Consider the following 19,802-nt stretch of genomic DNA (forward strand, 5'->3'; position numbering starts at 1 on the left):
ATGGTAACGTTCAGATATCAGGTGATGCTGCGTCGGTCTTGTGCCGCCGCGTTGTTATGGACTGACTATAGGGCTTGCCGCTCGCTTTGCGATCTCGGGATTTTTCGTTTCATTATGGAACATTACTCTCCCCATGACGTTCCATAATGAAACCCTGACGCCGCTTTTTTCGTCAGTAAAGCGAGCTGGCGCACAGCCCAACGTATAACTGCGTAAAGAGTGGATTCTGCGGGCGTTTCAGCTTTAATTTTGACCATCTTTCCCCTATTCTTACGGCCACTACTGGGAAAGGGCGAAAACAGCCCGACTGATGGGATTACTAACGATGAAACGGACAAAAAACATCAACCAAGAGACGTTCCGCAAATCCTGGCGCAACTACCGTGTTGCCCCCGTTGCTTTGGCGATCAGCGCAGTCTTTATGCTGGCCGGCTGCGAGAAGAGCGATGAAACTGTCTCCATGTATCAGAATGCCGACGACTGTTCGCGCAACAACCCTTCCATGAGCGAGCAGTGCACCACCGCCTATAACAACGCCCTGAAAGAAGCCGAGAAAACGGCGCCGAAATACGCGACCCGCGAAGACTGCGTCGCCGAGTTCGGCGAAGCTCAGTGTACCCAGGCACCTGCTCCGGCCCAGGCCGGCATGGCCGCAGAGTCACAGAGCAGCGGCAGCTTCTGGATGCCGCTGATGGCCGGTTACATGATGGGCCGCATGATGGGTGGCTCCGGTTTTGCTCAGCAACCGCTGTTCACCTCCAAAAATGCAGCCAGCCCGGCAAACGGCAAGTTCGTTGACGCCAGCGGCAAGAGCTACGGCCCCGCCACCGCTGGCGGCCGCACCATGACGGTGCCGAAAACCGCGATGGCACCTAAACCGGCAGTGACCAATACCGTCACCCGTGGCGGCTTTGGCGAATCCGTGGCCAAGCAAACCAGCATGCAGCGCAGCAGCGCGACGTCCAATTCCGGCTCACGCAGCATGGGCGGTTAATGCATGAAACGCGTTGCGATTACCGAGCGTCCGGACTGGCGCGAAAAAGCCACCGAATTTGGCTTCCGCTTCCACACCATGTACGGCGAACCCTACTGGTGTGAAGACGCCTATTACCAATTCACGCTGGCGCAAATCGAAGAAATTGAAAACGCCACCGCCGAATTGCACCAGATGTGCCTGCAGGTGGTAGAGAAAGTGGTCAGCAGCGATGCGCTGATGACCAAGTTCCGCATCCCGAAACACACCTGGGAATTCGTGCGCAGTTCATGGCGCACCAACCAGCCTTCGCTGTATTCGCGTCTCGATCTGGCCTACGACGGCGTTAACCCGCCCAAGCTGCTGGAAAACAACGCCGATACGCCGACCTCATTGTATGAAGCGGCCTTTTTCCAATGGCTGTGGCTGGAAGATCAGATCAATGCGGGCAACCTCAGCCCGGAATCCGATCAGTACAACAGCCTGCAGGAAAAGCTGATCGAGCGTTTCGCCGATCTGAAAGCGCACCACGGTTTTGGCCTGCTGCACATGGCCTGCTGCCAGGACAGTGAAGAAGATCGCGGGACAGTGCAGTATCTGCAAGATTGCGCGCTGGAAGCTGGTGTGCCGACCGAATTCCTGTTTATGGAAGAGATTGGCCTGGGTGAGAAAGGTCAGTTTACCGACCTGCAGAATCAGGTCATCGGTAACCTGTTCAAGCTTTACCCGTGGGAGTTCATGCTGCGCGAGATGTTTTCCACCAAGCTGGAAGACGCCGGCGTACGCTGGCTGGAGCCGGCATGGAAAAGCATCATTTCCAACAAGGCGCTGCTGCCGATGCTGTGGGAAATGTTCCCGGATCATCCAAATCTGCTGGCGGCCTACTTTGCTGAAGACGAGCATCCGCAGCTTGACCACTACGTCACCAAGCCGCTGTTCTCACGCGAAGGTGCCAATATCCAGATCGTGCAAAACGGCCAGCAAGTCGCGAGCGTCGATGGCCCTTACGGCGAAGAAGGCATGATCGTGCAGCAGTTCCACCCGCTGCCCCAGTTCGAAGGCAGCTATACGCTGATCGGCAGTTGGCTGGTCGACGATCAACCCTGCGGGATCGGCCTGCGCGAAGATCGTGAACTGATCACCCAGGATCTGTCGCGTTTCTATCCGCATATCATTCTCGGCTAACGGCTCTGTTCTTGAGTAAAAAGCGCGATCTTATCGCGCTTTTTTTATGCTTTTCGCCTGGTGATTAATCGATTAACCTCCTATAATCGAAGCGTCTGTTCTCCTCGGGCGGAGCAACCAGATATGAAACTGACGTCCATGATCCCACCGCAGGTCAACCTGGCGGACGGATGCTTTACCGCACCTGATATCCAACGCAAATCCACGACGCTGGGCAGCCTGGCAGGGATCTTTGCCGATCCCGTGGCCTGGCAAAGCTTGCCGGCGGAGCTTGCCGTCTACCAGGTAGAAATGTTGCCTTCCGTTCAGCAGGAGGGCGAGCTGTTTGTCGGCACCACTCATCTGCAACCCGGCCGGGTGGGCGACGAATTCTTTATGACCCGTGGGCATTTCCACCAGCGGCCAGAACAGGCCGAGTTCTATTTTGGCCTACGGGGTCAAGGCTTGCTGTTGCTGCAACACCAGGACGGCGCTTGTTCGCTGGAACAGGTTTCCCCCGGTAGCGTTCACCATATCCCTTCCTTTACCGCCCACCGTTTGATCAACACCGGTAATGACGTGCTCTCTGCGCTGGCGGTCTGGCCAACGGTCGCCGGCCACAACTACGATGCGTTGCAGCCCCAGGGGTTCAAGCTGCGGGTCTTTGCCGACGGCAAAGGTTGGAAGGCGGAGGCGCAATATGAGTGACTCGATGCTGCGATTTGGGCTTGATGTCCGCATTAGCGACAGCCCGATGGGGTTCGGCTATGGCGATGACGTCATTGGCCCTTTGCCGGAGATCCGCACGCTGGAGCAAATCCGCCGCTCCCTGCGCGATCCTGACTGCCAGGGACCAGAGCAGGTGTATGCCATCGCGATGGACGTCGCCAAACAGCAACATTTGGCCGAATTGAAGAAACGCATGTTGCTGTTCGGCATTGTCACCTATGCCAAAGGTCAGTTGGGTCAGGAGCCGATACGCAGCCAGGGACACGTGCACCGTATCAGCGCGCACAGCGGTTGGTCACCACCGGAGCTGTATGAAATCTGGCAGGGAAAGGCGATCATTTACATGCAGGAACGGGTGGAATATGAACCGGGCCGCTGCTTCGCCGTCCACGCCGGGCCTGGCGAGAAGGTGCTGGTGCCGCCGGGCTGGGCCCACGCCACGATTTCTGCCGACCCTCACCAGCCGCTGACCTTCGCTGCCTGGTGCGATCGTGAATATGGCTTTGAATACGATGCCGTGCGTGAATACAAAGGACTGGCGTGGTACCCGCTGTTGCAGGGCGACAATATTATCTGGCAACAGAACCCGCGTTATCAATCCGGCCGGCTGCACGCCATCGGCCCACGCCAATACCATGAATTCGGTCTGAGTGATGCCCCGTTATACTTGCAGTTTGAGGCCGATCCGGCGCGCTTCCAGTTCATTTCCAAACCGGGCAGCGTAGCGGAAAAATGGCAGCGGTTTGAGCCATAACAAAAGCGGGGGCGAATACAGGTACATTCGCCCCCACTTCTCTATTCAACGACAGATTAAGAGAACAAACCGCAGGCCACCCCTGCCGCCGCCAGGGCCAGCAGCCCCAACATCGCTTTCACCGGTGACAATCCCCGCTTGGCCATCAGATACCAGGTCATCAGCACCACGATCAGCGGCATCAGGTTAGGGAAAATGCCGTCCAGCATTTGCTGCAGGTGAATATTCACCCCGTCTTTGGTGACAAATTCCAGACCGGTGCCCAGCTTGACGTAGCTCGCGGCTACGCCACCCATAACGAACACTCCCAGCAGGGAAAGCGCTTCCCGCAGGCGTGAGGACTTGCTGCTGACCAGCATTTCCACCGAGCCGGAGCCCATATGGTAGCCCTTCATAAACAGCCAGTAAGAGCCGGGAATGACGATCAGGCTGAACGCCATAATATAGAATAACGGGCCAATCACGCTGCCGCCGGCTGCCAGCGCCATACCGATGCTCAACAAAATGGGCAACAGCATGCCCGGCACCATGGAGTCGCCGATACCGGCCACCGGCCCCATCAGGCCGACCTTGAGCGTATTGATGGTTTCACCGTCGATCGGTTCGCCGTTGGCACGTTTTTCCTCCAGCCCGATAACCATGCCGTTAACAATCGCGCCCAGCTGCGGCTCGGTGTTATAGAACGAGGTATGGCGGCGAATGGCCTCAATGCGCTGTTGTTTTTCCGGATACAGCTTTTTCAGCGCCGGCATCATGCTCAGGCAGAAACCGTAAGATTCAAGACGTTCAAAGCTCATCGATGACAGGTTGTACATCATCCAGCTGCGCCAGCAACGACGCAGGTCCTGCTTATTCAATTTTGGTGTTGGCGTATCCATCAGAATTCATCCTCATCGTCAGCCTGAGGCGCGGCCTGTGCGGCAGCCACCTGCGGCTCTGGCTTATAGTTGTAGTGAATCAATGCCAGCAGCGCGCCGACAATCACCAGCGCCACCATATTCAGCTTGAGGAAAACAATGCAGATGAACCCCACCAGGAAGTAAATCAGCATGCTGTAGCTTTTAATAATCTGCTTAAGAAGAATGGCGATACCGACCGCAGGCAGAATGCCGCCGACCACGTTCATGGTAGTCAGCACCAGCGTCGGCAAGCTGTCCATAAAGGCGTTGATATAGCGCGCCCCGAAAAAGACGGCGATAAACGTCGGCACAAAGCGCAGCAGGAAGTTGGTGACCTGCGGCCAGATGGCGCTGTTGAGGTAAATGCCCTGTTCATCCCCGCGTTCCACCGCCAGATCCGCACGGTGGTTCCAGTAGGAATTGAGTACCATCATGGCATTGAACAGCACGGTGCCCATGATGCCGATAGTTGCCGCCAGGGCGACGGCCACCTCGGGCCCTTTACCGGAAAGAATGCCCAGCGCAATCGCCGGGAAGGCCACAAAGTTGAGGTCGGCCGGCATCGATCCGCCCGGTGTCACCATGGCGATATAAACCGCCTGTACCGCCACACCGATGATGATGCCGGTCTGTACATCGCCGAGGATAGCCCCCACCAGCATGCCGGAGACCAGCGGACGGCTGAGAATATACCAGCCTCCGGTCAGTCCCAGCAGCCAGGGGCTGCTCAGCGCGCCGAGATAGCAAAGTATCCCGATAAGCGTCGCTTCAAACCACATAGTTCACTCCTGCCGTTCAGGCTTATTTGAGTTTCTTTTTTGCGTCCAGCCAACTGAAATGGCTGGCATCCGGGACTAAACGGAATTCGATGGCATGGCCGTGTTCGGTCAGAAAATCGAAGGCTTCCGACTCTGTCACAGTCACGGATTGATTCGGACCGATAGTCACCGTGTCCTTGCGGGCAGACATCGGGCCGACGTTGATTTTCTTGTTGCGATTGCTGAGATCGATCCCTGCCTCCATCAGTCGGCGCAGCGTGACCGGCGATTTTCCAATCACGAAGTACTGCTTGTCGCTGGCGATCACCTTCGGCAATTTTTCTATCGCCTGCTGTACGGTGAACAGCCATACCTTGGTGTCCTGCACTGCCCCTTTCATCACCGATGACAACAGCGGATCCGCAGCGACCTCATCATCAATCGCCACGATGCCATCGCAGGGCAGCTCTTTCGCCCAGCGGGTCACCAGTTGACCGTGAATGACCCGGTCGTCGATACGTACGAATGAAATAGCCATACTCTCTCCTCAGAAATCGTCCATTTGCGCCGTCACCGCAGGACGGGCAAGCGCAATCGCCTCACCGCCCTGCGCCACCAGCTCCTGTGCCGCCAGTTGAACATCCTTTCCTTCCAGCAATTCGGCACTCATCAGCAACATCGGGAAATTCACGCCGGTCACCACCGCTATCGGCACTGACGTATTGGGATCAAAGGCGTGACGGCAGGCCACGTTGTACGGCGTACCGCACAGCATGTCGCACAGCACCAACACGCCATCGGCCCCGTCGCTCACCCGGAGCAGTTCGTCAGCAAAATCCTGCTTGAAAGCCTCGATACCGGCGCCTTCACTCAGACCGACATGGCTGGTCCCCGGCAACTCGCCGTAAACCATGCGCGCGCTGCTCAGTAACGCCTCGGCCAGCGGCCCATGAGAAGTCACAATCACTCTCAACATAATGTTTATCCCCTTACCCAGGCTTTGATGGTACCCAGGGTTTTACCCAGGCTGCGGCCATGAGGACTGATGCGATACGCCCCTACCGCAGCCGGGACGATGAAGGTTTCCGCGTAATGCACCACAAAGGGAGCAAAATGGCCCTCAGGGCTTTCAACCACGGCCTCTTCCCCTTCCACCAGGTTCAGCACGTTCACTCGCCCTTCGGTATGGTGCAACACCGGTTCACTGAACCAGTGACGACGGGTTTCGATAAATTCGCGCTCGTGCAGGCCGGTTCGCTCTTCCTGCCAGCCTTGCCCTTCAGCAACCGGTTCAATGCGGTTGACCAGATGCTCCGTTGCCCAGTCGGTGTCGCATTGCCAGTTGATCACCTGCTCACCGTGCTGCAGATGCACCGGGCGCGGCAGGCCATCTAACCCCACACGGCCCCAGTCCCACAGTTTGAAGGTGAAAATGTACGGCGTAGCGCTGATCTCCAGCACCATGGTACCCGCACCTGAGCAGTGCACCGTTCCTGCCGGGATCAGGAAGTGGTCGTGTTTGCGCGCCGGGAAGCGGTTCACAAAACGGCGATCGTCGAACGCCTTTTCGCTTCTTTGGGCGGCGGCCAGATCGATCATCATCGCCTGCGGATCGGTGCCGTTTTTAATCCCCAGATACACTTCGGCATTCTGCTCTGCCGCCAGAATGTAATAGCTTTCATCCTGGGTGTAGTGCATACCGAAATGCTGTTGGATGTATTCCGTCAGCGGGTGCACCTGGAAGCTGAGGTTTTGCCCGCCGACGGTATCCAGCAGGTCAAAACGGATCGGGAATTCGGCGCCGAAACGGGCGTGTACACGATCGCCCAGCAGGGGTCTCGGGTATAACAGCACCAAATCCTGTGAGGGGATCTCGACCCGGACGTCACCAAAACGCATTAGCAGGCTGTTTTCCTCGGGCACGCAGTCAAAACACCACGCGTAGTTGGCTGCCGTCGGGTCGAGATCGAACTGTTGTTTCATCCATTGACCGCCCCAGATGCCGGGGTCAAAAAAGGGCACGACGCGGAACGGGCGTTGGGTAACCTGCTGCAAACCAGCGTGGAATGCTTCGCCGCTCACGGCCTTGGGCTCACCCGCCAGGTTGGTGTCCAACACCAGGTCCGCACGCTGCAACAACGGGGTTTTATGGCGATCAAATACCCGCCACTCCACAAAAAAGGCCCGCTTGTAACGACGCAACACGTCTTCGTCAACATTGGTTACGCCCCAGTTGCCCAGTTCGCCACGGCGAAAACGCTGCTGGATTTCCCAGCGAGCCATGTCGGCATACACCAGCACATCGCCCTCGGTGATCAACGCCGCGCCGGGCCCATAAATCACGACCAGACCACTTTCGACGCTCGCAATTTGATCGCGCAGTTGCTGCACACGCTCATCATCAAAAAACTCAGGCAGTTGATGGCATGACAGCACGCCAAAAACACGATCATCGGTTAAGTTGCGCTCAATCATCGCGTGAATATGCGATTCATCATATTTGGCAAACTCGGCGTTAATACTGCTGGCTGGCTGCAGCGGATGGATAAAATTCTCGCTCAGCTCTGCCAAATTCACCCCAGGGTAGCAATCCACCACTAACAGGGTTTTGCGTAATCCGAGGGCGGCAACCTTGCGGCTGACAGCCTCGACCACCGCCGGCCAACCTTGCCAGGCGGCATGATCAAACCCCTGAACCGCCACTTCCGGGTGTTTGTCATAGCTTGTTGCGTTGCGCTGTTGCTCTGTCATATCCTTCTGCCTATGCACTGAATAGATAGAAAAAGATTAATCGATTAACCTCATAACAAACAGGCTGATTAACGAGATTAACTTCATATAACTGATAATAATCTGCTAAAAAGCTTATAAATCGCGATCGCCGTCACACTCTATTTAACGGAATTACGCAGAAAAAGGTTAATCGATATACCTTAATGCAAGAACCAGTATCGACAGGAGATGAAATGAGCACCATAACCTTGGCGGATGTCGCCGCATACGCAAAAGTCTCCACCGCTACGGTTTCGATGGTATTGCGCAACCGTGGTCGCATATCGGATGAAACACGCAAGCGTGTGCTGAGCGCCATCGATCATCTGGGCTACGTTTACAATCAGACCGCGGCAAACCTGCGCAATCGCAGCAGCAATCAGGTCGGCCTGCTGCTGCACGATATCACCAACCCCTTTTATGCCGAGATGACCGCCGGGCTAAGCCAGGAAATGGAACGCCATCAACTGATGCTGTTTCTGGCCAACAGTGAAGAATCGGCCGACAGGCAACAAAAATTTGTCGACTCGCTGCTGCAAAACAGCGCCAGCGGCATGGTGCTGTGTGCCGCCCGACAAACGCCGAGCCTGTTTTTTGAAACGCTGAAACGCCGCAAGATCCCGGCCATCATGGTGGTCAGGCCGGTAGCCGATGCGCACTTTGACTTTGTCGGCACCGATAACTTCCTCGGTACGCAGTTGGCAACCCAGCATCTGTTGGATCTTGGCCATCGCAATATCGCTTTCATCGGGGGATCCATCAACTCCACCACCCGCGCGCAGCGGTTGGGGGGTTACACCAGCAAGCTGCTGGAACGGGGGATTGTGGTCAAGGGCGAATGGATCGTGGACAGCGAAGCCAGCCAAAGCTCCGGCGCCAAGGCCGCGGAACAGTTGTTGATGGCCCATCCGGAAATCACGGCGGCATTATGCTATCAGGACATTGTCGCGTTGGGCGTGATGCAGACATTACGCAAACTCGACCGCCAGATTGGCCGTGATTTCGCGCTGATAGGGTTTGATGATATTACCGAAGCGTCGCTGGTGCAGCCGGGTTTGACCACCGTATCGGTGGCCTCACGCGAGATCGGCCGCAAGGCGGGGGAACTACTGTATAGCCGCATTCAAGGCAATGATGAACCGCCAAAACGCATCATCCTGCCGCCTTCGCTGGTGATCCGCCAATCCTGTGGCTTTGCCGATCAATCTACGCCGGCCTGAGGCCGGCGTAGAGCCTTTAGCCAACCTGCACCGACAGCATACTCAGTGCGCTCATCTCGATGCCCTCCACCGGAAGGGTTATCGCCTCTTTGCCGTCCCAACTGCCCAGTACGTATAACAGCGGCAGGTAGTGTTCCGGCGTCGGGTTAGACAGCGCTGCGCCTTCGTGCTGCATAAAATTGACCAGCGGGTGGTTATCTCCCTGATAATTCAGGTTATCACGCACAAACCGGTCAAACGAAGTGGCCCACGGATAAGGGGTGGCGTCCCCCTGCCATTTTACCATCCGCAGGTTATGCACCACGTTGCCGCTGGCGACGATCATCACCCCCTGGTCACGCAACACCGCCAGTTTACGGCCCAGTTCATAATGGTATTCCGCCGGTTTGGTGCCGTCGATGCTGAGCTGCACGATCGGAATATCCGCCTCGGGATACATTTTGATCAACACGCCCCAGGTGCCGTGGTCCAGGCCCCATTCGCTGTCGTCTGCCGTGACAGTAATCGGCGCCAACACTTGCTGGATCTGCGCCGCCAGCGCAGGGGATCCTGGCGCCGGATACCGGGTATCGAACAGCGCCTGCGGAAAACCGCCAAAGTCATGGATGGTTCTTGGTTTTTCCATCGCAGTCACCGCGGTGCCACGGGTGTACCAGTGAGCAGAAACGGCAATGATGGCCTTCGGGCGCGGCAGCGTTTCACCCAGATGACGCCAGGCCTGGGTATAGCGGTTTTCTTCCAGCGCGTTCATCGGGCTACCGTGGCCGAGAAAAAGTGCAGGCATACGAGAGCTGTTCATACAAGATCCTTGGTCAGTCGCAAACATGATGGGGACTAGACTACGCCGTTTGCCACGGCGACACAGCCGGATAACCGTGATGATGATCTTCAATAAATTTGAACGGTTAAAACGATAGAAACAATCAGCCAAATCCACTCGATTTATGCCTTTACTCTGTTAGTATCAGAAAATAAACGATAATTTCAGCATATAAGGAGACGACCATGTCCGTACCGCTGCTCCTGACCTTGCTGGCCGGCGGCGCCACCTTTGTCGGCGCCCTGTTCGGCATTATTGGCCAGAAGCCTTCCAACCGAATGCTGGCTTTTGCTCTTGGATTTGCCGCCGGGATTATGCTGCTGATATCGCTGATGGAAATGCTGCCCGCGGCGCTGCACACCGTCGGCATGTCGTCGATGATGGGTTACGGCATGTTCATGCTTGGGCTGCTGGGGTATTTCGCGCTGGACCGCATGCTGCCGCACCAGCACCCGCAGGATCTGATGCAGCAACCGCTGAAACCGCACAACCTGAAGCGCACCGCGGTGCTGTTGACGCTGGGCATCAGCCTGCACAACTTCCCGGAAGGCATCGCTACCTTCGTCACCGCCAGCGCCGACCTGGAACTGGGCATGGGCATTGCGTTGGCCGTGGCTATCCACAATATTCCTGAAGGTCTGGCGGTGGCTGGCCCGGTGTATGCCGCAACCGGCTCCAAGACCAAAGCCCTGCTGTGGTCCGGTATTTCCGGCATGGCGGAGATTCTCGGCGGCGTATTGGCGTTCCTGCTGCTTGGCCCGATGATTTCGCCGGTGGTAATGGCGTCGATTATGGCGGCGGTTGCCGGCATCATGGTGGCGCTGTCGGTTGATGAACTGATGCCGTTGGCGAAAGAAATCGATCCGCACAATAACCCGAGCTACGGCGTGCTGTGTGGGATGGCGGTGATGGGATTCAGCCTGACGCTGTTGCAAAGCGGCGGCATAGGTTAACGGTTTTCAGCCACAAAAAAAGCCGCATTACGCGGCTTTTTTCATCGTCAGAAAGTCAGTTCGTTATCAGCTGGCTTTCTTTTCGTGAGCCTGGCGGTAAGCCACCAGATCTTCGATGGTCAATACGGTCATATCATGCTGTTTGGCAAACACGATCACTTCCGGCGCATGCGCCATGCTGCCATCGTCGTTAGTCAGTTCACACAGCACACCGGCAGGTTTGAAACCGGCCATAGAGACCAGATCGATAGTCGCTTCAGTGTGACCACGACGGCTCAGCACGCCACCTGGCTGCGCGCGCAGCGGGAAAACGTGCCCAGGACGATTCAGATCGCTTGGCTTGGCGTTATCGGCCACGGCCGCACGGATAGTGGTCAGGCGATCGGAAGCGGACACGCCGGTGGTCACGCCCTGCGCCGCTTCGATAGTCACGGTGAAGGCCGTCTGGAACTGGCTGGAGTTGTTGGTCACCATCATCGGCAGTTCGAGCTGCTGACGACGTTCTTCGGTGAGACACAGACACACAATACCGCTGCCGTGGCGAATGGTCAGTGCCATCTGCTCAACGGTCATGGTTTCTGCGGCGAAGATCATATCACCTTCGTTTTCACGATTTTCATCATCGAGCACCATTACACCGCGGCCATTGCGCAATGCTTCAATAGCTCGCTCTACGCGTTCTACCGGCGTGCCGAAATCTGAAAGTAGGGTCTGATTCATGGTAAAAAACCTCATTAAAAAATTATGGATTACCAGAACCAGGGCGATCTTGAGGAGTAGCTAGCAATAGCTAAAAAAATAACGCAAGCGGGCGCAAACCCGGCAGATACCGTTACTCTCTCCCATCCGGACTATAACCGTCGGCCCCGGAATTACACCGGATCTGCTGACCTCTAACCAAACTGCAAGAGTCTGGCTGAGCGCTCGCGGGCTTTCACCGTAGAAGGTGATTTACCGCCGGTGGGGACTTGCACCCCGCCCTGAGAATAAGCGTCTCGACTATAACGCTAATGATTAATCAGGGCAATTGGCAAAAGCACAATTCGGCCAATCACAGGGAATGCGGTTATTAGTTTATCCCGCGGGCAACTCGCATTACACTAGGCGACAGCTATTAAACTCTGAAAGGGATACGCCATGATTGACCCGAAAAAAATTGAACAGATCGCACGCCAGGTGCATGAATCCATGCCTAAAGGCGTACGTGAATTCGGGGAAGACGTTGAGAAGAAAATCCGTCAGGTGCTGCAGTCGCAGTTAACCCGTTTGGATTTGGTCAACCGCGAAGAGTTCGACGTACAGACACAGGTGCTGCTGCGCACCCGTGAAAAGCTGGCGTTGCTGGAACAGCGCATGAACGAGTTGGAAAGCAAGCTGAACGCAGCACCAGCCACGCAACAGCCAGACGCAGAATAGTTATCGCTAAGGGCGCGGCATCGCGCCCTTATTGCCGTTTTAGCGCCGCCTTCGGCCTGCGCGGCAACACCAGCCAAATCAACGCGAACATCCCCAGCGCATACAGGCTTTTCCAGCCGATAATGACCATCAGCAGCAAACACAGCACCAGCCCTACCGCCGCCATTAACCGCGAACGCCCGTGCAAAATTCGGCAGCCCGCCAACATGCACAGCAGGTAGATCAGCACAAAGATGCCATTGGCATACACCAGCAGCATATCCAACGGCAGTTTCAGCGTATAAATCAGCAGGGTGAACAACAGGCAACAGCCCACCACCGCGCTTAATGCATTGACCGGTGCCTGGCCAGCGGACAGTTTAGCCAACGCGCTGGCTGGCCGCTCCTGCGCCTGCGACCACACCAGCCGGGCGAAGCTTTGGGTGTAGATATTCACGCTGGCAAAGCAGGCCAGATAGCCAATGACGCAGGCCACCCACAACGCATGTTGCCCAAACAGTTGCACCACGATACCCGGCAACGACGCAGCCGCCGCCTGATGCTCACCGTACGCATGAAAGTGCAACACCGCCACGGTACAGCCCCAGTACACCGCCCCGGCGACCAGCAGGCCAAACAGCAGGGCACGCGGGAAGTCGCGCTCCGGGTTACGAAACTCGGTTGCCAGATGCGCAAAGGCTTCCAAACCGACAAAGCACCAGAACATGACCGCCAGCGCGTGGAACAAATTAGGGGGAGATACTTCGTCGAGTGCTGGCCAGGGGATTTGAGCAGGAGAGATGCCGCCACGCCACCAAATTGCGGCCACCAGCGCCACCACCAGCATGGCGATCAGCGTTTGAATATTGGCGCTGGAACCGGCGCTGCGCGTGCCCAGCAGCCAAATCACCATCAGCGTGGCTATTTGCACCAGCAGCAGGCCATTAGCGTTCCAGCCGAACGCGGCCTGCCAAAAACCGGCGGCAATCTGTAATGCCGCAGGCAGGCCCACCGGGATCACCGACAAAAACAGCCAGCCGGTCACTTTCGCCATACGCGGGCCAAAAGCCAGACCGACAAAATGCGCGGCGCCACCGGCGCTGGGGAAATGCCGGCCCAAAGCCGCAAAAGCGATGGCAATCGGAAACACCAGCGCAATCAATACCGGCCAGGCCCATAGGCTGTCGCCCTGAGCCACCTGAGCCGCCAGTGCAGGAACGGCGAACACCCCCGTTCCCAGCAATGAAGTGGACAATAGCCCAACGCCCTGCGCCAAACTCAGTTCCTGCTTCAGTCCACTCACTGCCACCGCCGTTTTATCCGCCATACTTCAAGTTGCATCCGCGTTCGCGGCTCTTGCTCCCCCGGATCGCTGACTTATGTAAGCTCATCGCGAGTTGCTCGATTACCGCCTGAATGCAGCTCGAATTATTTAGGCTAAAAAGAGTCTGTTAGCCACGCCCGTCTTTGATTGCCTTGATAATATTGGTGGTCGACAGGCCGTCTTCAAAGTTCAGCACCTTGACGTCGCCGCCGTTGGCCCAAACCTCGGCGCTGCCGGCAATATCTTCAGGTTTGTAGTCGCCGCCTTTCACCAGCAGATCCGGCAGGATATCGGCGATCAGGCGTTGCGGCGTGTCTTCTTCGAATGCCACAACCCAATCCACCGCTTCCAACGCCCCCAATACGATCATGCGGTTTTCCAGCGCGTTGACCGGACGGGTCTCGCCTTTCAGGCGCTTGGTGGAAGCGTCGCTGTTGACCGCCACAATCAGGCGGTCGCCCAGTTTGCGGGCATTCGCCAGATAGGAAACGTGACCGGCATGCAGAATGTCGAAGATACCGTTGGTCATCACCACTTTTTCACCGCGCTGACGTGCTTGCGCCACGGCGGTTTTCAGCTGGGCTTCGGTCATGACGCCAAAGCCGGTTTCGGCACGGCCACGCACCGCGTTTTCCAGCTCGATCGGGGAAACGGTAGAGGTCCCCAGTTTGCCCACCACCACGCCGGCGGCGGCATTGGCCAGGAAACAGGACTCTTCCAAGGTGTTACCGGCGGCCAACGCGGCAGCCAGCACGCCAATCACGGTATCGCCAGCACCGGTAACGTCAAACACTTCCTGCGCCTGGGTTGGCAGGTGCAGTGGCGGAACGCCCAATTGCAGCAACGTCATGCCGTGTTCGGAACGGGTGACCAGCAGCGCGGAGAGCTCAAAGTCCGCCACCAGCTTCATGCCGCGTTCGACCAGCTCGGCTTCGTCTTTGCAGTGCCCTACGACCGCTTCGAACTCAGACAGGTTGGGCGTCAGCAGCGTCGCGCCGCGATAGCGCTCAAAATCGGAACCCTTTGGATCGATCAGCACCGGCACCTTGGCGGCCCGCGCCAGTTGGATCATGCTCTGTACCTGGCTCAGCGCGCCTTTGGCGTAGTCAGACAGCACCAGCGCACCAATTTGCGGCAGCGCCTGCTGGATGCGTTCCAGCATGGGTTGCGAATCGACGTTGGAGAACCCTTCTTCGAAGTCGAGACGGATCAGTTGCTGGTTGCGTGACAGCACGCGCAGCTTGGTGATGGTCGGATGCGTCGGTACCGAAACGAAATCACAGCGCACGTTCACTTCGTTCAGCTTGGCGCTCAGTGCACGCGCCGCGTCATCAATACCGGTCAAGCCCACCAGGCGTGAGTTGGCACCCAGCGAAGCGATATTCATCGCCACGTTTGCTGCACCGCCGGGACGCTCTTCAATGGTTTCAACCTTGACCACCGGCACCGGCGCTTCCGGTGAAATACGGCTGGTCGGCCCATACCAATAGCGATCCAACATGACGTCACCCACCACCAATACCCCGGCGCGGCGAAAATCAGGCAGTGTAACTTTCATCCGATAACTCCAAAAAAGTACAAAATTTTAGTGGCGCAGATATTACCACAGACGTCTGTAATAGCTGCAAAACGTATTGCGCAACCGGCCTGCCTAACCCAGCCACTTCGCCCAACTGGTGCGAACCTGTTCACGCTCGGCGGCAAATTGCCCCTTGGCGACCTTGCCGGAATGCTCCTGCAACGCCAGGTGGTGAATTTCATCGCGCATGGTGACGTAGGCCTGAGTGAGCGCCTGCGCCTCTTCTTCCGGCATGATGCCGTAATTGGCCATCAACTCGAAAATGCGTACGTTATCAGACCAACGCGTCAGACGGGGCTCGGTGCTTGCATAGCCTAAGACCAGATACTGGGCAATAAATTCGATATCGGTGATACCGCCCTCGTCGGCTTTGATATCAAAGAGTTCACGCTGCTTGTTGCCGAGGTGATTACGCATTTTCTCGCGCATCTCGCGTACCTCCAGCCGCAGCGTTTCGCCGTCGCGTGGTTTGCACAAGATCTCACGGCGGATCGCGTCAAACTGCTGATGCAGCGCCGGATCGCCATGGACGATACGCGCCCGCACCAGTGCCTGGTGCTCCCAGGTCCAGGCCTCGTTCTGCTGATAATCGGCAAAGGCTTCAACCGTGCTGACCAACATGCCTGCTGCGCCCGAAGGCCGCAGGCGAGCGTCCACCTCGTACAAAATGCCGGAGGAGGTGCGGGTACTGAACAGGTGCATGACGCGCTGCGCCAAACGCAGATAAAACTGACGGCCGTCGATGCAGCGATCGCCGTCGGTCATCACGTCCGGTGGACAATCCAGAATAAACACCAGATCAAGATCGGAACTGTAGCCCAGCTCCCAACCGCCCAGTTTTCCGTAGCCAATCACGGCAAAACCGCGCCCTTCCCGCTCCTGCAAATGGGTCGGTTGACCATAGCGCGCCACCATGTCGTTCCACGCTTGCTGCACCACCGCGTCGATAATGGCCTCGGCCAGATAGGTGAGGTGATCGCTCACTTTCATCACCGGCAGCGCCCCAGAGATATCCCCGGCGGCGATGCGTAACTGCTGCGCCTGTTTGAATTGACGCAATGCCTCAAGTTTCTGCTCTTCGTCATCTTCCGGTACCCGCAACAGGTACTGGCGCAGTTCGCTGCGGTAAGCATCCGGGGCCACCGGCTGATACAGCGTCGCCGGATCCAGCAGTTCGTCCAGCAACAGCGGATAGCGCGACAGCTGGTTGGCGACCATCGGCGAAGCGGCGCACAGGCGAATCAGATGGCTGAGCGCAGCGTGGTATTCCACCAGCAGCTCAAGGTAGGTGGTACGCGTTACGATGCTCAACAGCAGCTGAGTCAACCGCAGCAGCGCCGTCGGCGCATCCTGACGTGGACACACTTCCGCCAGCAGACGCGGCATCAATTGATCAAGCACATCGCGACCGCGCGGGCCGATAGTGCGTTTGTCGACGTCGTGACGAAACTCGGCGATGGTACGCAACATCTGCCTGCGCGCTTCTTCATCCAGGTGTGGCGTCAACGGCGCCAGCTCGTGTTCTTCCAGTGCATCCTGCCACAGGCTGTGGTAGTGCTGATAATCGGGATCTTCGCCCACATCGGGGCTATCGTCGCCAATCAGGTCGTTAAATACCGCTCTCACCGCCTGCATATGCTCGTCCAGCGCCGCGAGCAGCGTCGACCAGTCGTCGAACCCCATGCCCCAGGCCAAACGGGCCTGATCGAGCTCATCTTGTGGCAGCGTCTGCGTTTGTTGGTCGGCAATGGCCTGCAGCAGGTTTTCCAGCCGGCGCAGGAACAAGTAGCTGGCGCTCATCGCCTGTACCTGTTGCGGCTCCAGCAACCCCAGTTCCCCCACCGCCTGCAGCGTGGGCAGCAGCGATCGCCCCTGCAGTGCCGGCTCTCGCCCGCCGCGGATCAATTGGAATACCTGAGTGATAAATTCAATTTCGCGGATGCCGCCGGCACCCAGCTTGATGTTGTCTTTCAGCCCACGCCGCCGCACTTCGCGGGCAATCATGCCTTTCATATTGCGCAGCGACTGGATCACGCTGAAATCGATATAGCGACGAAAAACGAACGGCCGCAGGGTTTTGCGCAACTCTTCACTGTAGGCGTCTTCCGAGCCGCCCATCAGCCGCGCTTTCACCATCGCGTAACGTTCCCAGTCGCGCCCCTGCTCCTGGTAGTAGTCCTCTAGGGCGGCGAAGCTCATGACCAGCGGACCACTGTCGCCGAAGGGCCGCAGCCGCATATCCACACGATAAACAAAGCCGTCGATGGTTTGCTGATCCAGTGCCTTGATCAGCCGCTGCCCCAGACGGGTAAAGAACTGCGCGTTATCCAACTCGCGCCGTCCTCCCTGGGTCTGACCGTTTTCCGGGTAGGCAAAAATCAGGTCTATATCGGACGAGAAGTTCAGCTCGCCGCCGCCCAGTTTCCCCATGCCGAGGATCAGCAACGGCTGGGGTACGCCCTGGGCGTTGCACGGGGTGCCCCACTCACGGCAGCAGGTTTGATACAGCCAGTCGCGAGCGCTGACGATCAGCGTTTCCGCCAGCCCGCTCAGCTGCAACAGCGTCTCTTGCGTGCTGCACAGATTCTGCGCTTGCGCCCAGGCGATCCTCACCAGCGTCTCGCGGCGGAACAGACGTAACGCGCGCATCAGTTGCGCTTCGTCGCGCACATCTTCCAGCGTGTCTTGCAACCAGGCGGCGTAATGTTGCCACTCGTCCGCGACCGGTGGCTGTTTGCGCAACGTCTCCAGCCATTGCGGCTGACTGAGCAACATGTCGCAGACAAAATCGCTCGACGCCAAAACCCGCTGTTCCTGGCTGCTGAGCACGCAGTCCGCGCCCTGAGTTTCCTGAAAACGCTGCACGATGCTCTGTGCCTGAACCTGTAACCTGCTCGAGAGTGGCAACATAGTGAAGGATCCGTTCTGCGGCCTGCGCCTCGCAGGCCAGCTTTATTAGCGGAGCGCGCCGTTTAACCAGAATGGCGCATGCGATAAGGCCTGCTTGCGGCTGGATTCGTACCAGCCTTGACGACGTTCGGCCAGCGCCTGCTGCAGTTCGCGCCAGCTTTCGATATAAGGGCCGGTTTCGTCATCGGGATAAGCACCGGACAGCAGGATAAATGCCGACACCTGACGGGTCAGGCGCGGCAGCTGTTCCTCGTATTCATCCTCGTTCAACGTGCGCGTGAAGGCCTCTTTCAACTCGGCCGCGCTGCGTCCCAGCATAATGTCGCTGAAACGTTTGAATGAACCGTCGAGCTTGGTTTGCGCCTTGGCGTCGATAAAGGGTTTCCAGGCGCCGGTCACCAACCATGATGTGAGCGCTAACTTACACTGCAGGTATTCTGCGCTGTAACACAACACCTGCGGCTGAGTGCTCTTATCAATCAACAGCGGCTCCAGTGCGGTCAGGCGGGCGCGCAGATCGGCGCTGGCTTTGCGTGGTACCAGACCACCGAAGATCACCAGTGCCTGACGGATCAGCGCAATCGCCTCCATAACCGAGCGACGGGCCTGGGTATCACCGCGCAGCCACAGCTCTTCGTGATACTGCCAGTGGCTCAGGCCCAGTTCGAAGCTGGCAACCATACCCTGTTCTACGCTGGATTTGGCCGCAGGCTTCAATACCGCCAGCGGGCGGCGCTCACGCGGAGCATTGCCCTGCGCCAGATGATAGCCGCGCGCCGCTTTGCTCAGGTTGCCCTGACGCAGGCCGCCGTGCATCGCCAATTCGTTGGCGAGCGCCAGCAGATCGTCGGTATTACCCGTTTTAAGCTCCAGCTCAATCTCGCACAGCGCTTCACTCAGCTCACCGGCGCTGACCTCGCCCTGGTCAAGCCCAACCTCAATCTCGCTCTTACCGTAAGTGACCACCCACTTCTCACGCACGAAGTCGGTGCGGAACAGGGGCTGCAAAGCCTGCTGCAGCGCGTCGACATCACAGCCTTGCGGCCAGATATCCGCCGGGAACCGTTCCAACGCCAGCTCCGGCGTGGTGATAGCCACATTATATTCCGGGCGCTGATGCAAACCCGCCACCACCTTACCGGCGGTTTTGATGGTCATTTCATAACTGTCGTCGAAACCGCGGATACGCAGCCCCATATCCTGACTGCGCAGGAAATTATCGGCGGTTTCGAAGTAGATATTGGTCAGTTTTTGCGGCGCGGAATGCTGATGAGGCCAGGCAGCCAACTGCTGCGGCAAAGCGGCAACCGCATCCGGGATAGCAATAAATTTCAGTTCTATTTCAACGGTCATAAGTCTTTTACACCAATAAGTTACGCATTCGCGTCAGCCTTCACGGCGGCGGGCCTCGCCTGCCGCGCTCTGCCCGATGACGCACAGTTGCCGTTATCTTACCGCGATTCCCTGCACCTTAACCCTGCTAACTGCAGAAAAAACCTGTTACGTTATAAAACACTGCGCAACTCACAGAATCTGCCACAGTAAGATAGTT

General features: G+C 57.5%; 18 protein-coding genes and 1 riboswitch. Of the genes, 7 read left to right on the forward strand and 11 right to left on the reverse strand.

The annotated features are described in order from the left end of the window. Window positions 1-325: 325 nt before the first annotated feature. The 4 genes from H5P17_RS07255 (at window position 326) to H5P17_RS07270 (ending at window position 3,620) form a co-directional block, all read left to right on the forward strand. The gene (locus H5P17_RS07255) at window positions 326-994 is read left to right on the forward strand and encodes a DUF1190 family protein (protein ID WP_020828697.1); all 669 of its coding nucleotides are present in this window, start codon (window positions 326-328) and stop codon (window positions 992-994) included. Window positions 995-997: 3 nt separating this feature from the next. Next, the gene (locus H5P17_RS07260) at window positions 998-2,158 is read left to right on the forward strand and encodes a glutathionylspermidine synthase family protein (RefSeq protein ID WP_020828698.1); all 1,161 of its coding nucleotides are present in this window, start codon (window positions 998-1,000) and stop codon (window positions 2,156-2,158) included. Between the two features lie 123 nt (window positions 2,159-2,281). Next, window positions 2,282-2,845, forward strand: coding sequence for a glucose-6-phosphate isomerase family protein (locus H5P17_RS07265; RefSeq protein ID WP_182822128.1), 564 nt, complete (start codon window positions 2,282-2,284; stop codon window positions 2,843-2,845). Then, window positions 2,838-3,620: a glucose-6-phosphate isomerase family protein gene (locus H5P17_RS07270; protein WP_182822130.1), complete on the forward strand. Its 783-nt coding sequence runs from the start codon at window positions 2,838-2,840 to the stop codon at window positions 3,618-3,620. Before H5P17_RS07265 ends, H5P17_RS07270 begins: the two co-directional genes overlap by 8 nt. A gap of 56 nt (window positions 3,621-3,676) precedes the next feature. Here H5P17_RS07270 and H5P17_RS07275 read toward each other — a convergent pair whose 3' ends face one another. Genes H5P17_RS07275 through H5P17_RS07295 form a run of 5 tightly spaced genes read right to left on the reverse strand, consistent with a single transcriptional unit; the run spans window position 3,677 to window position 8,028 of the window. Beyond that, a complete protein-coding gene (locus H5P17_RS07275) occupies window positions 3,677-4,498 on the reverse strand; it encodes a PTS system mannose/fructose/sorbose family transporter subunit IID (RefSeq protein WP_182822131.1) in 822 nt (273 codons plus the stop codon). Further along, the gene (locus H5P17_RS07280; RefSeq protein WP_182822133.1) at window positions 4,498-5,298 is read right to left on the reverse strand and encodes a PTS sugar transporter subunit IIC; all 801 of its coding nucleotides are present in this window, start codon (window positions 5,296-5,298) and stop codon (window positions 4,498-4,500) included. Before H5P17_RS07280 ends, H5P17_RS07275 begins: the two co-directional genes overlap by 1 nt. A 22-nt stretch (window positions 5,299-5,320) precedes the next feature. Then, entirely contained in the window at window positions 5,321-5,815 is a 495-nt protein-coding gene (locus H5P17_RS07285) for a PTS sugar transporter subunit IIB (RefSeq protein ID WP_020828703.1), read from the reverse strand. Window positions 5,816-5,824: 9 nt separating this feature from the next. Next, entirely contained in the window at window positions 5,825-6,253 is a 429-nt protein-coding gene (locus H5P17_RS07290; protein WP_182822134.1) for a PTS sugar transporter subunit IIA, read from the reverse strand. 5 nt (window positions 6,254-6,258) lie between these two features. Beyond that, window positions 6,259-8,028, reverse strand: a complete 1,770-nt coding sequence (locus H5P17_RS07295) for a class I mannose-6-phosphate isomerase (protein ID WP_182822135.1) — start codon at window positions 8,026-8,028, stop codon at window positions 6,259-6,261. Window positions 8,029-8,243: 215 nt separating this feature from the next. Here H5P17_RS07295 and H5P17_RS07300 point away from each other — a divergent pair, with 215 nt between their 5' ends. Beyond that, window positions 8,244-9,269 (forward strand): LacI family DNA-binding transcriptional regulator, encoded by a 1,026-nt coding sequence (locus H5P17_RS07300; RefSeq protein WP_020828706.1) that lies wholly within the window; start codon window positions 8,244-8,246, stop codon window positions 9,267-9,269. Window positions 9,270-9,285: 16 nt separating this feature from the next. Here H5P17_RS07300 and ygiD read toward each other — a convergent pair whose 3' ends face one another. Next, a complete protein-coding gene (gene ygiD / locus H5P17_RS07305) occupies window positions 9,286-10,068 on the reverse strand; it encodes a 4,5-DOPA dioxygenase extradiol (RefSeq protein WP_174574801.1) in 783 nt (260 codons plus the stop codon). Between the two features lie 206 nt (window positions 10,069-10,274). On the opposite strand from ygiD, the gene zupT reads away from it, so the two are divergent. Then, a complete protein-coding gene (zupT, locus tag H5P17_RS07310; RefSeq protein WP_182822136.1) occupies window positions 10,275-11,042 on the forward strand; it encodes a zinc transporter ZupT in 768 nt (255 codons plus the stop codon). Window positions 11,043-11,108: 66 nt separating this feature from the next. Here zupT and ribB read toward each other — a convergent pair whose 3' ends face one another. Further along, window positions 11,109-11,762, reverse strand: a complete 654-nt coding sequence (gene ribB, locus H5P17_RS07315) for a 3,4-dihydroxy-2-butanone-4-phosphate synthase (protein ID WP_020828709.1) — start codon at window positions 11,760-11,762, stop codon at window positions 11,109-11,111. A 110-nt stretch (window positions 11,763-11,872) separates the two neighbouring features. Further along, window positions 11,873-12,034: riboswitch (FMN riboswitch) on the reverse strand. Between the two features lie 145 nt (window positions 12,035-12,179). On the opposite strand from ribB, the gene ubiK reads away from it, so the two are divergent. Then, the gene (gene ubiK, locus H5P17_RS07320; protein ID WP_020828710.1) at window positions 12,180-12,458 is read left to right on the forward strand and encodes a ubiquinone biosynthesis accessory factor UbiK; all 279 of its coding nucleotides are present in this window, start codon (window positions 12,180-12,182) and stop codon (window positions 12,456-12,458) included. A 28-nt stretch (window positions 12,459-12,486) separates the two neighbouring features. Here ubiK and yjeH read toward each other — a convergent pair whose 3' ends face one another. The 4 genes from yjeH to H5P17_RS07340 all read right to left on the reverse strand — a co-directional run bounded on the left by yjeH (window position 12,487) and on the right by H5P17_RS07340 (window position 19,603). After that, entirely contained in the window at window positions 12,487-13,740 is a 1,254-nt protein-coding gene (yjeH, locus tag H5P17_RS07325) for an L-methionine/branched-chain amino acid transporter (RefSeq protein ID WP_182822226.1), read from the reverse strand. Between the two features lie 148 nt (window positions 13,741-13,888). Next, the gene (gene hldE, locus H5P17_RS07330) at window positions 13,889-15,319 is read right to left on the reverse strand and encodes a bifunctional D-glycero-beta-D-manno-heptose-7-phosphate kinase/D-glycero-beta-D-manno-heptose 1-phosphate adenylyltransferase HldE (protein ID WP_020828712.1); all 1,431 of its coding nucleotides are present in this window, start codon (window positions 15,317-15,319) and stop codon (window positions 13,889-13,891) included. A gap of 93 nt (window positions 15,320-15,412) precedes the next feature. Continuing rightward, entirely contained in the window at window positions 15,413-18,250 is a 2,838-nt protein-coding gene (glnE, locus tag H5P17_RS07335; protein ID WP_128864542.1) for a bifunctional [glutamate--ammonia ligase]-adenylyl-L-tyrosine phosphorylase/[glutamate--ammonia-ligase] adenylyltransferase, read from the reverse strand. A gap of 45 nt (window positions 18,251-18,295) precedes the next feature. Next, window positions 18,296-19,603, reverse strand: coding sequence for an inorganic triphosphatase (locus H5P17_RS07340; RefSeq protein WP_182822137.1), 1,308 nt, complete (start codon window positions 19,601-19,603; stop codon window positions 18,296-18,298). Between the last annotated feature and the right edge of the window lie 199 nt (window positions 19,604-19,802).

Origin of the sequence: Serratia sp. OS31 (assembly GCF_014164835.1) — a bacterium.
Lineage (GTDB): Bacteria > Pseudomonadota > Gammaproteobacteria > Enterobacterales > Enterobacteriaceae > Serratia > Serratia liquefaciens_A.

Coding starts and splice junctions, on each gene's coding strand:
- H5P17_RS07255 (WP_020828697.1), top strand. CDS start 326: ATGAAACGGACAAAAAACATCAACCAAGAGACGTTCCGCAAATCCTGG.
- ubiK (WP_020828710.1), top strand. CDS start 12,180: ATGATTGACCCGAAAAAAATTGAACAGATCGCACGCCAGGTGCATGAA.
- H5P17_RS07260 (WP_020828698.1), top strand. CDS start 998: ATGAAACGCGTTGCGATTACCGAGCGTCCGGACTGGCGCGAAAAAGCC.
- H5P17_RS07300 (WP_020828706.1), top strand. CDS start 8,244: ATGAGCACCATAACCTTGGCGGATGTCGCCGCATACGCAAAAGTCTCC.
- glnE (WP_128864542.1), bottom strand. CDS start 18,250: ATGTTGCCACTCTCGAGCAGGTTACAGGTTCAGGCACAGAGCATCGTG.
- H5P17_RS07280 (WP_182822133.1), bottom strand. CDS start 5,298: ATGTGGTTTGAAGCGACGCTTATCGGGATACTTTGCTATCTCGGCGCG.
- zupT (WP_182822136.1), top strand. CDS start 10,275: ATGTCCGTACCGCTGCTCCTGACCTTGCTGGCCGGCGGCGCCACCTTT.
- ygiD (WP_174574801.1), bottom strand. CDS start 10,068: ATGAACAGCTCTCGTATGCCTGCACTTTTTCTCGGCCACGGTAGCCCG.
- H5P17_RS07290 (WP_182822134.1), bottom strand. CDS start 6,253: ATGTTGAGAGTGATTGTGACTTCTCATGGGCCGCTGGCCGAGGCGTTA.
- H5P17_RS07265 (WP_182822128.1), top strand. CDS start 2,282: ATGAAACTGACGTCCATGATCCCACCGCAGGTCAACCTGGCGGACGGA.
- H5P17_RS07295 (WP_182822135.1), bottom strand. CDS start 8,028: ATGACAGAGCAACAGCGCAACGCAACAAGCTATGACAAACACCCGGAA.
- hldE (WP_020828712.1), bottom strand. CDS start 15,319: ATGAAAGTTACACTGCCTGATTTTCGCCGCGCCGGGGTATTGGTGGTG.
- H5P17_RS07285 (WP_020828703.1), bottom strand. CDS start 5,815: ATGGCTATTTCATTCGTACGTATCGACGACCGGGTCATTCACGGTCAA.
- H5P17_RS07270 (WP_182822130.1), top strand. CDS start 2,838: ATGAGTGACTCGATGCTGCGATTTGGGCTTGATGTCCGCATTAGCGAC.
- ribB (WP_020828709.1), bottom strand. CDS start 11,762: ATGAATCAGACCCTACTTTCAGATTTCGGCACGCCGGTAGAACGCGTA.
- H5P17_RS07275 (WP_182822131.1), bottom strand. CDS start 4,498: ATGGATACGCCAACACCAAAATTGAATAAGCAGGACCTGCGTCGTTGC.
- H5P17_RS07340 (WP_182822137.1), bottom strand. CDS start 19,603: ATGACCGTTGAAATAGAACTGAAATTTATTGCTATCCCGGATGCGGTT.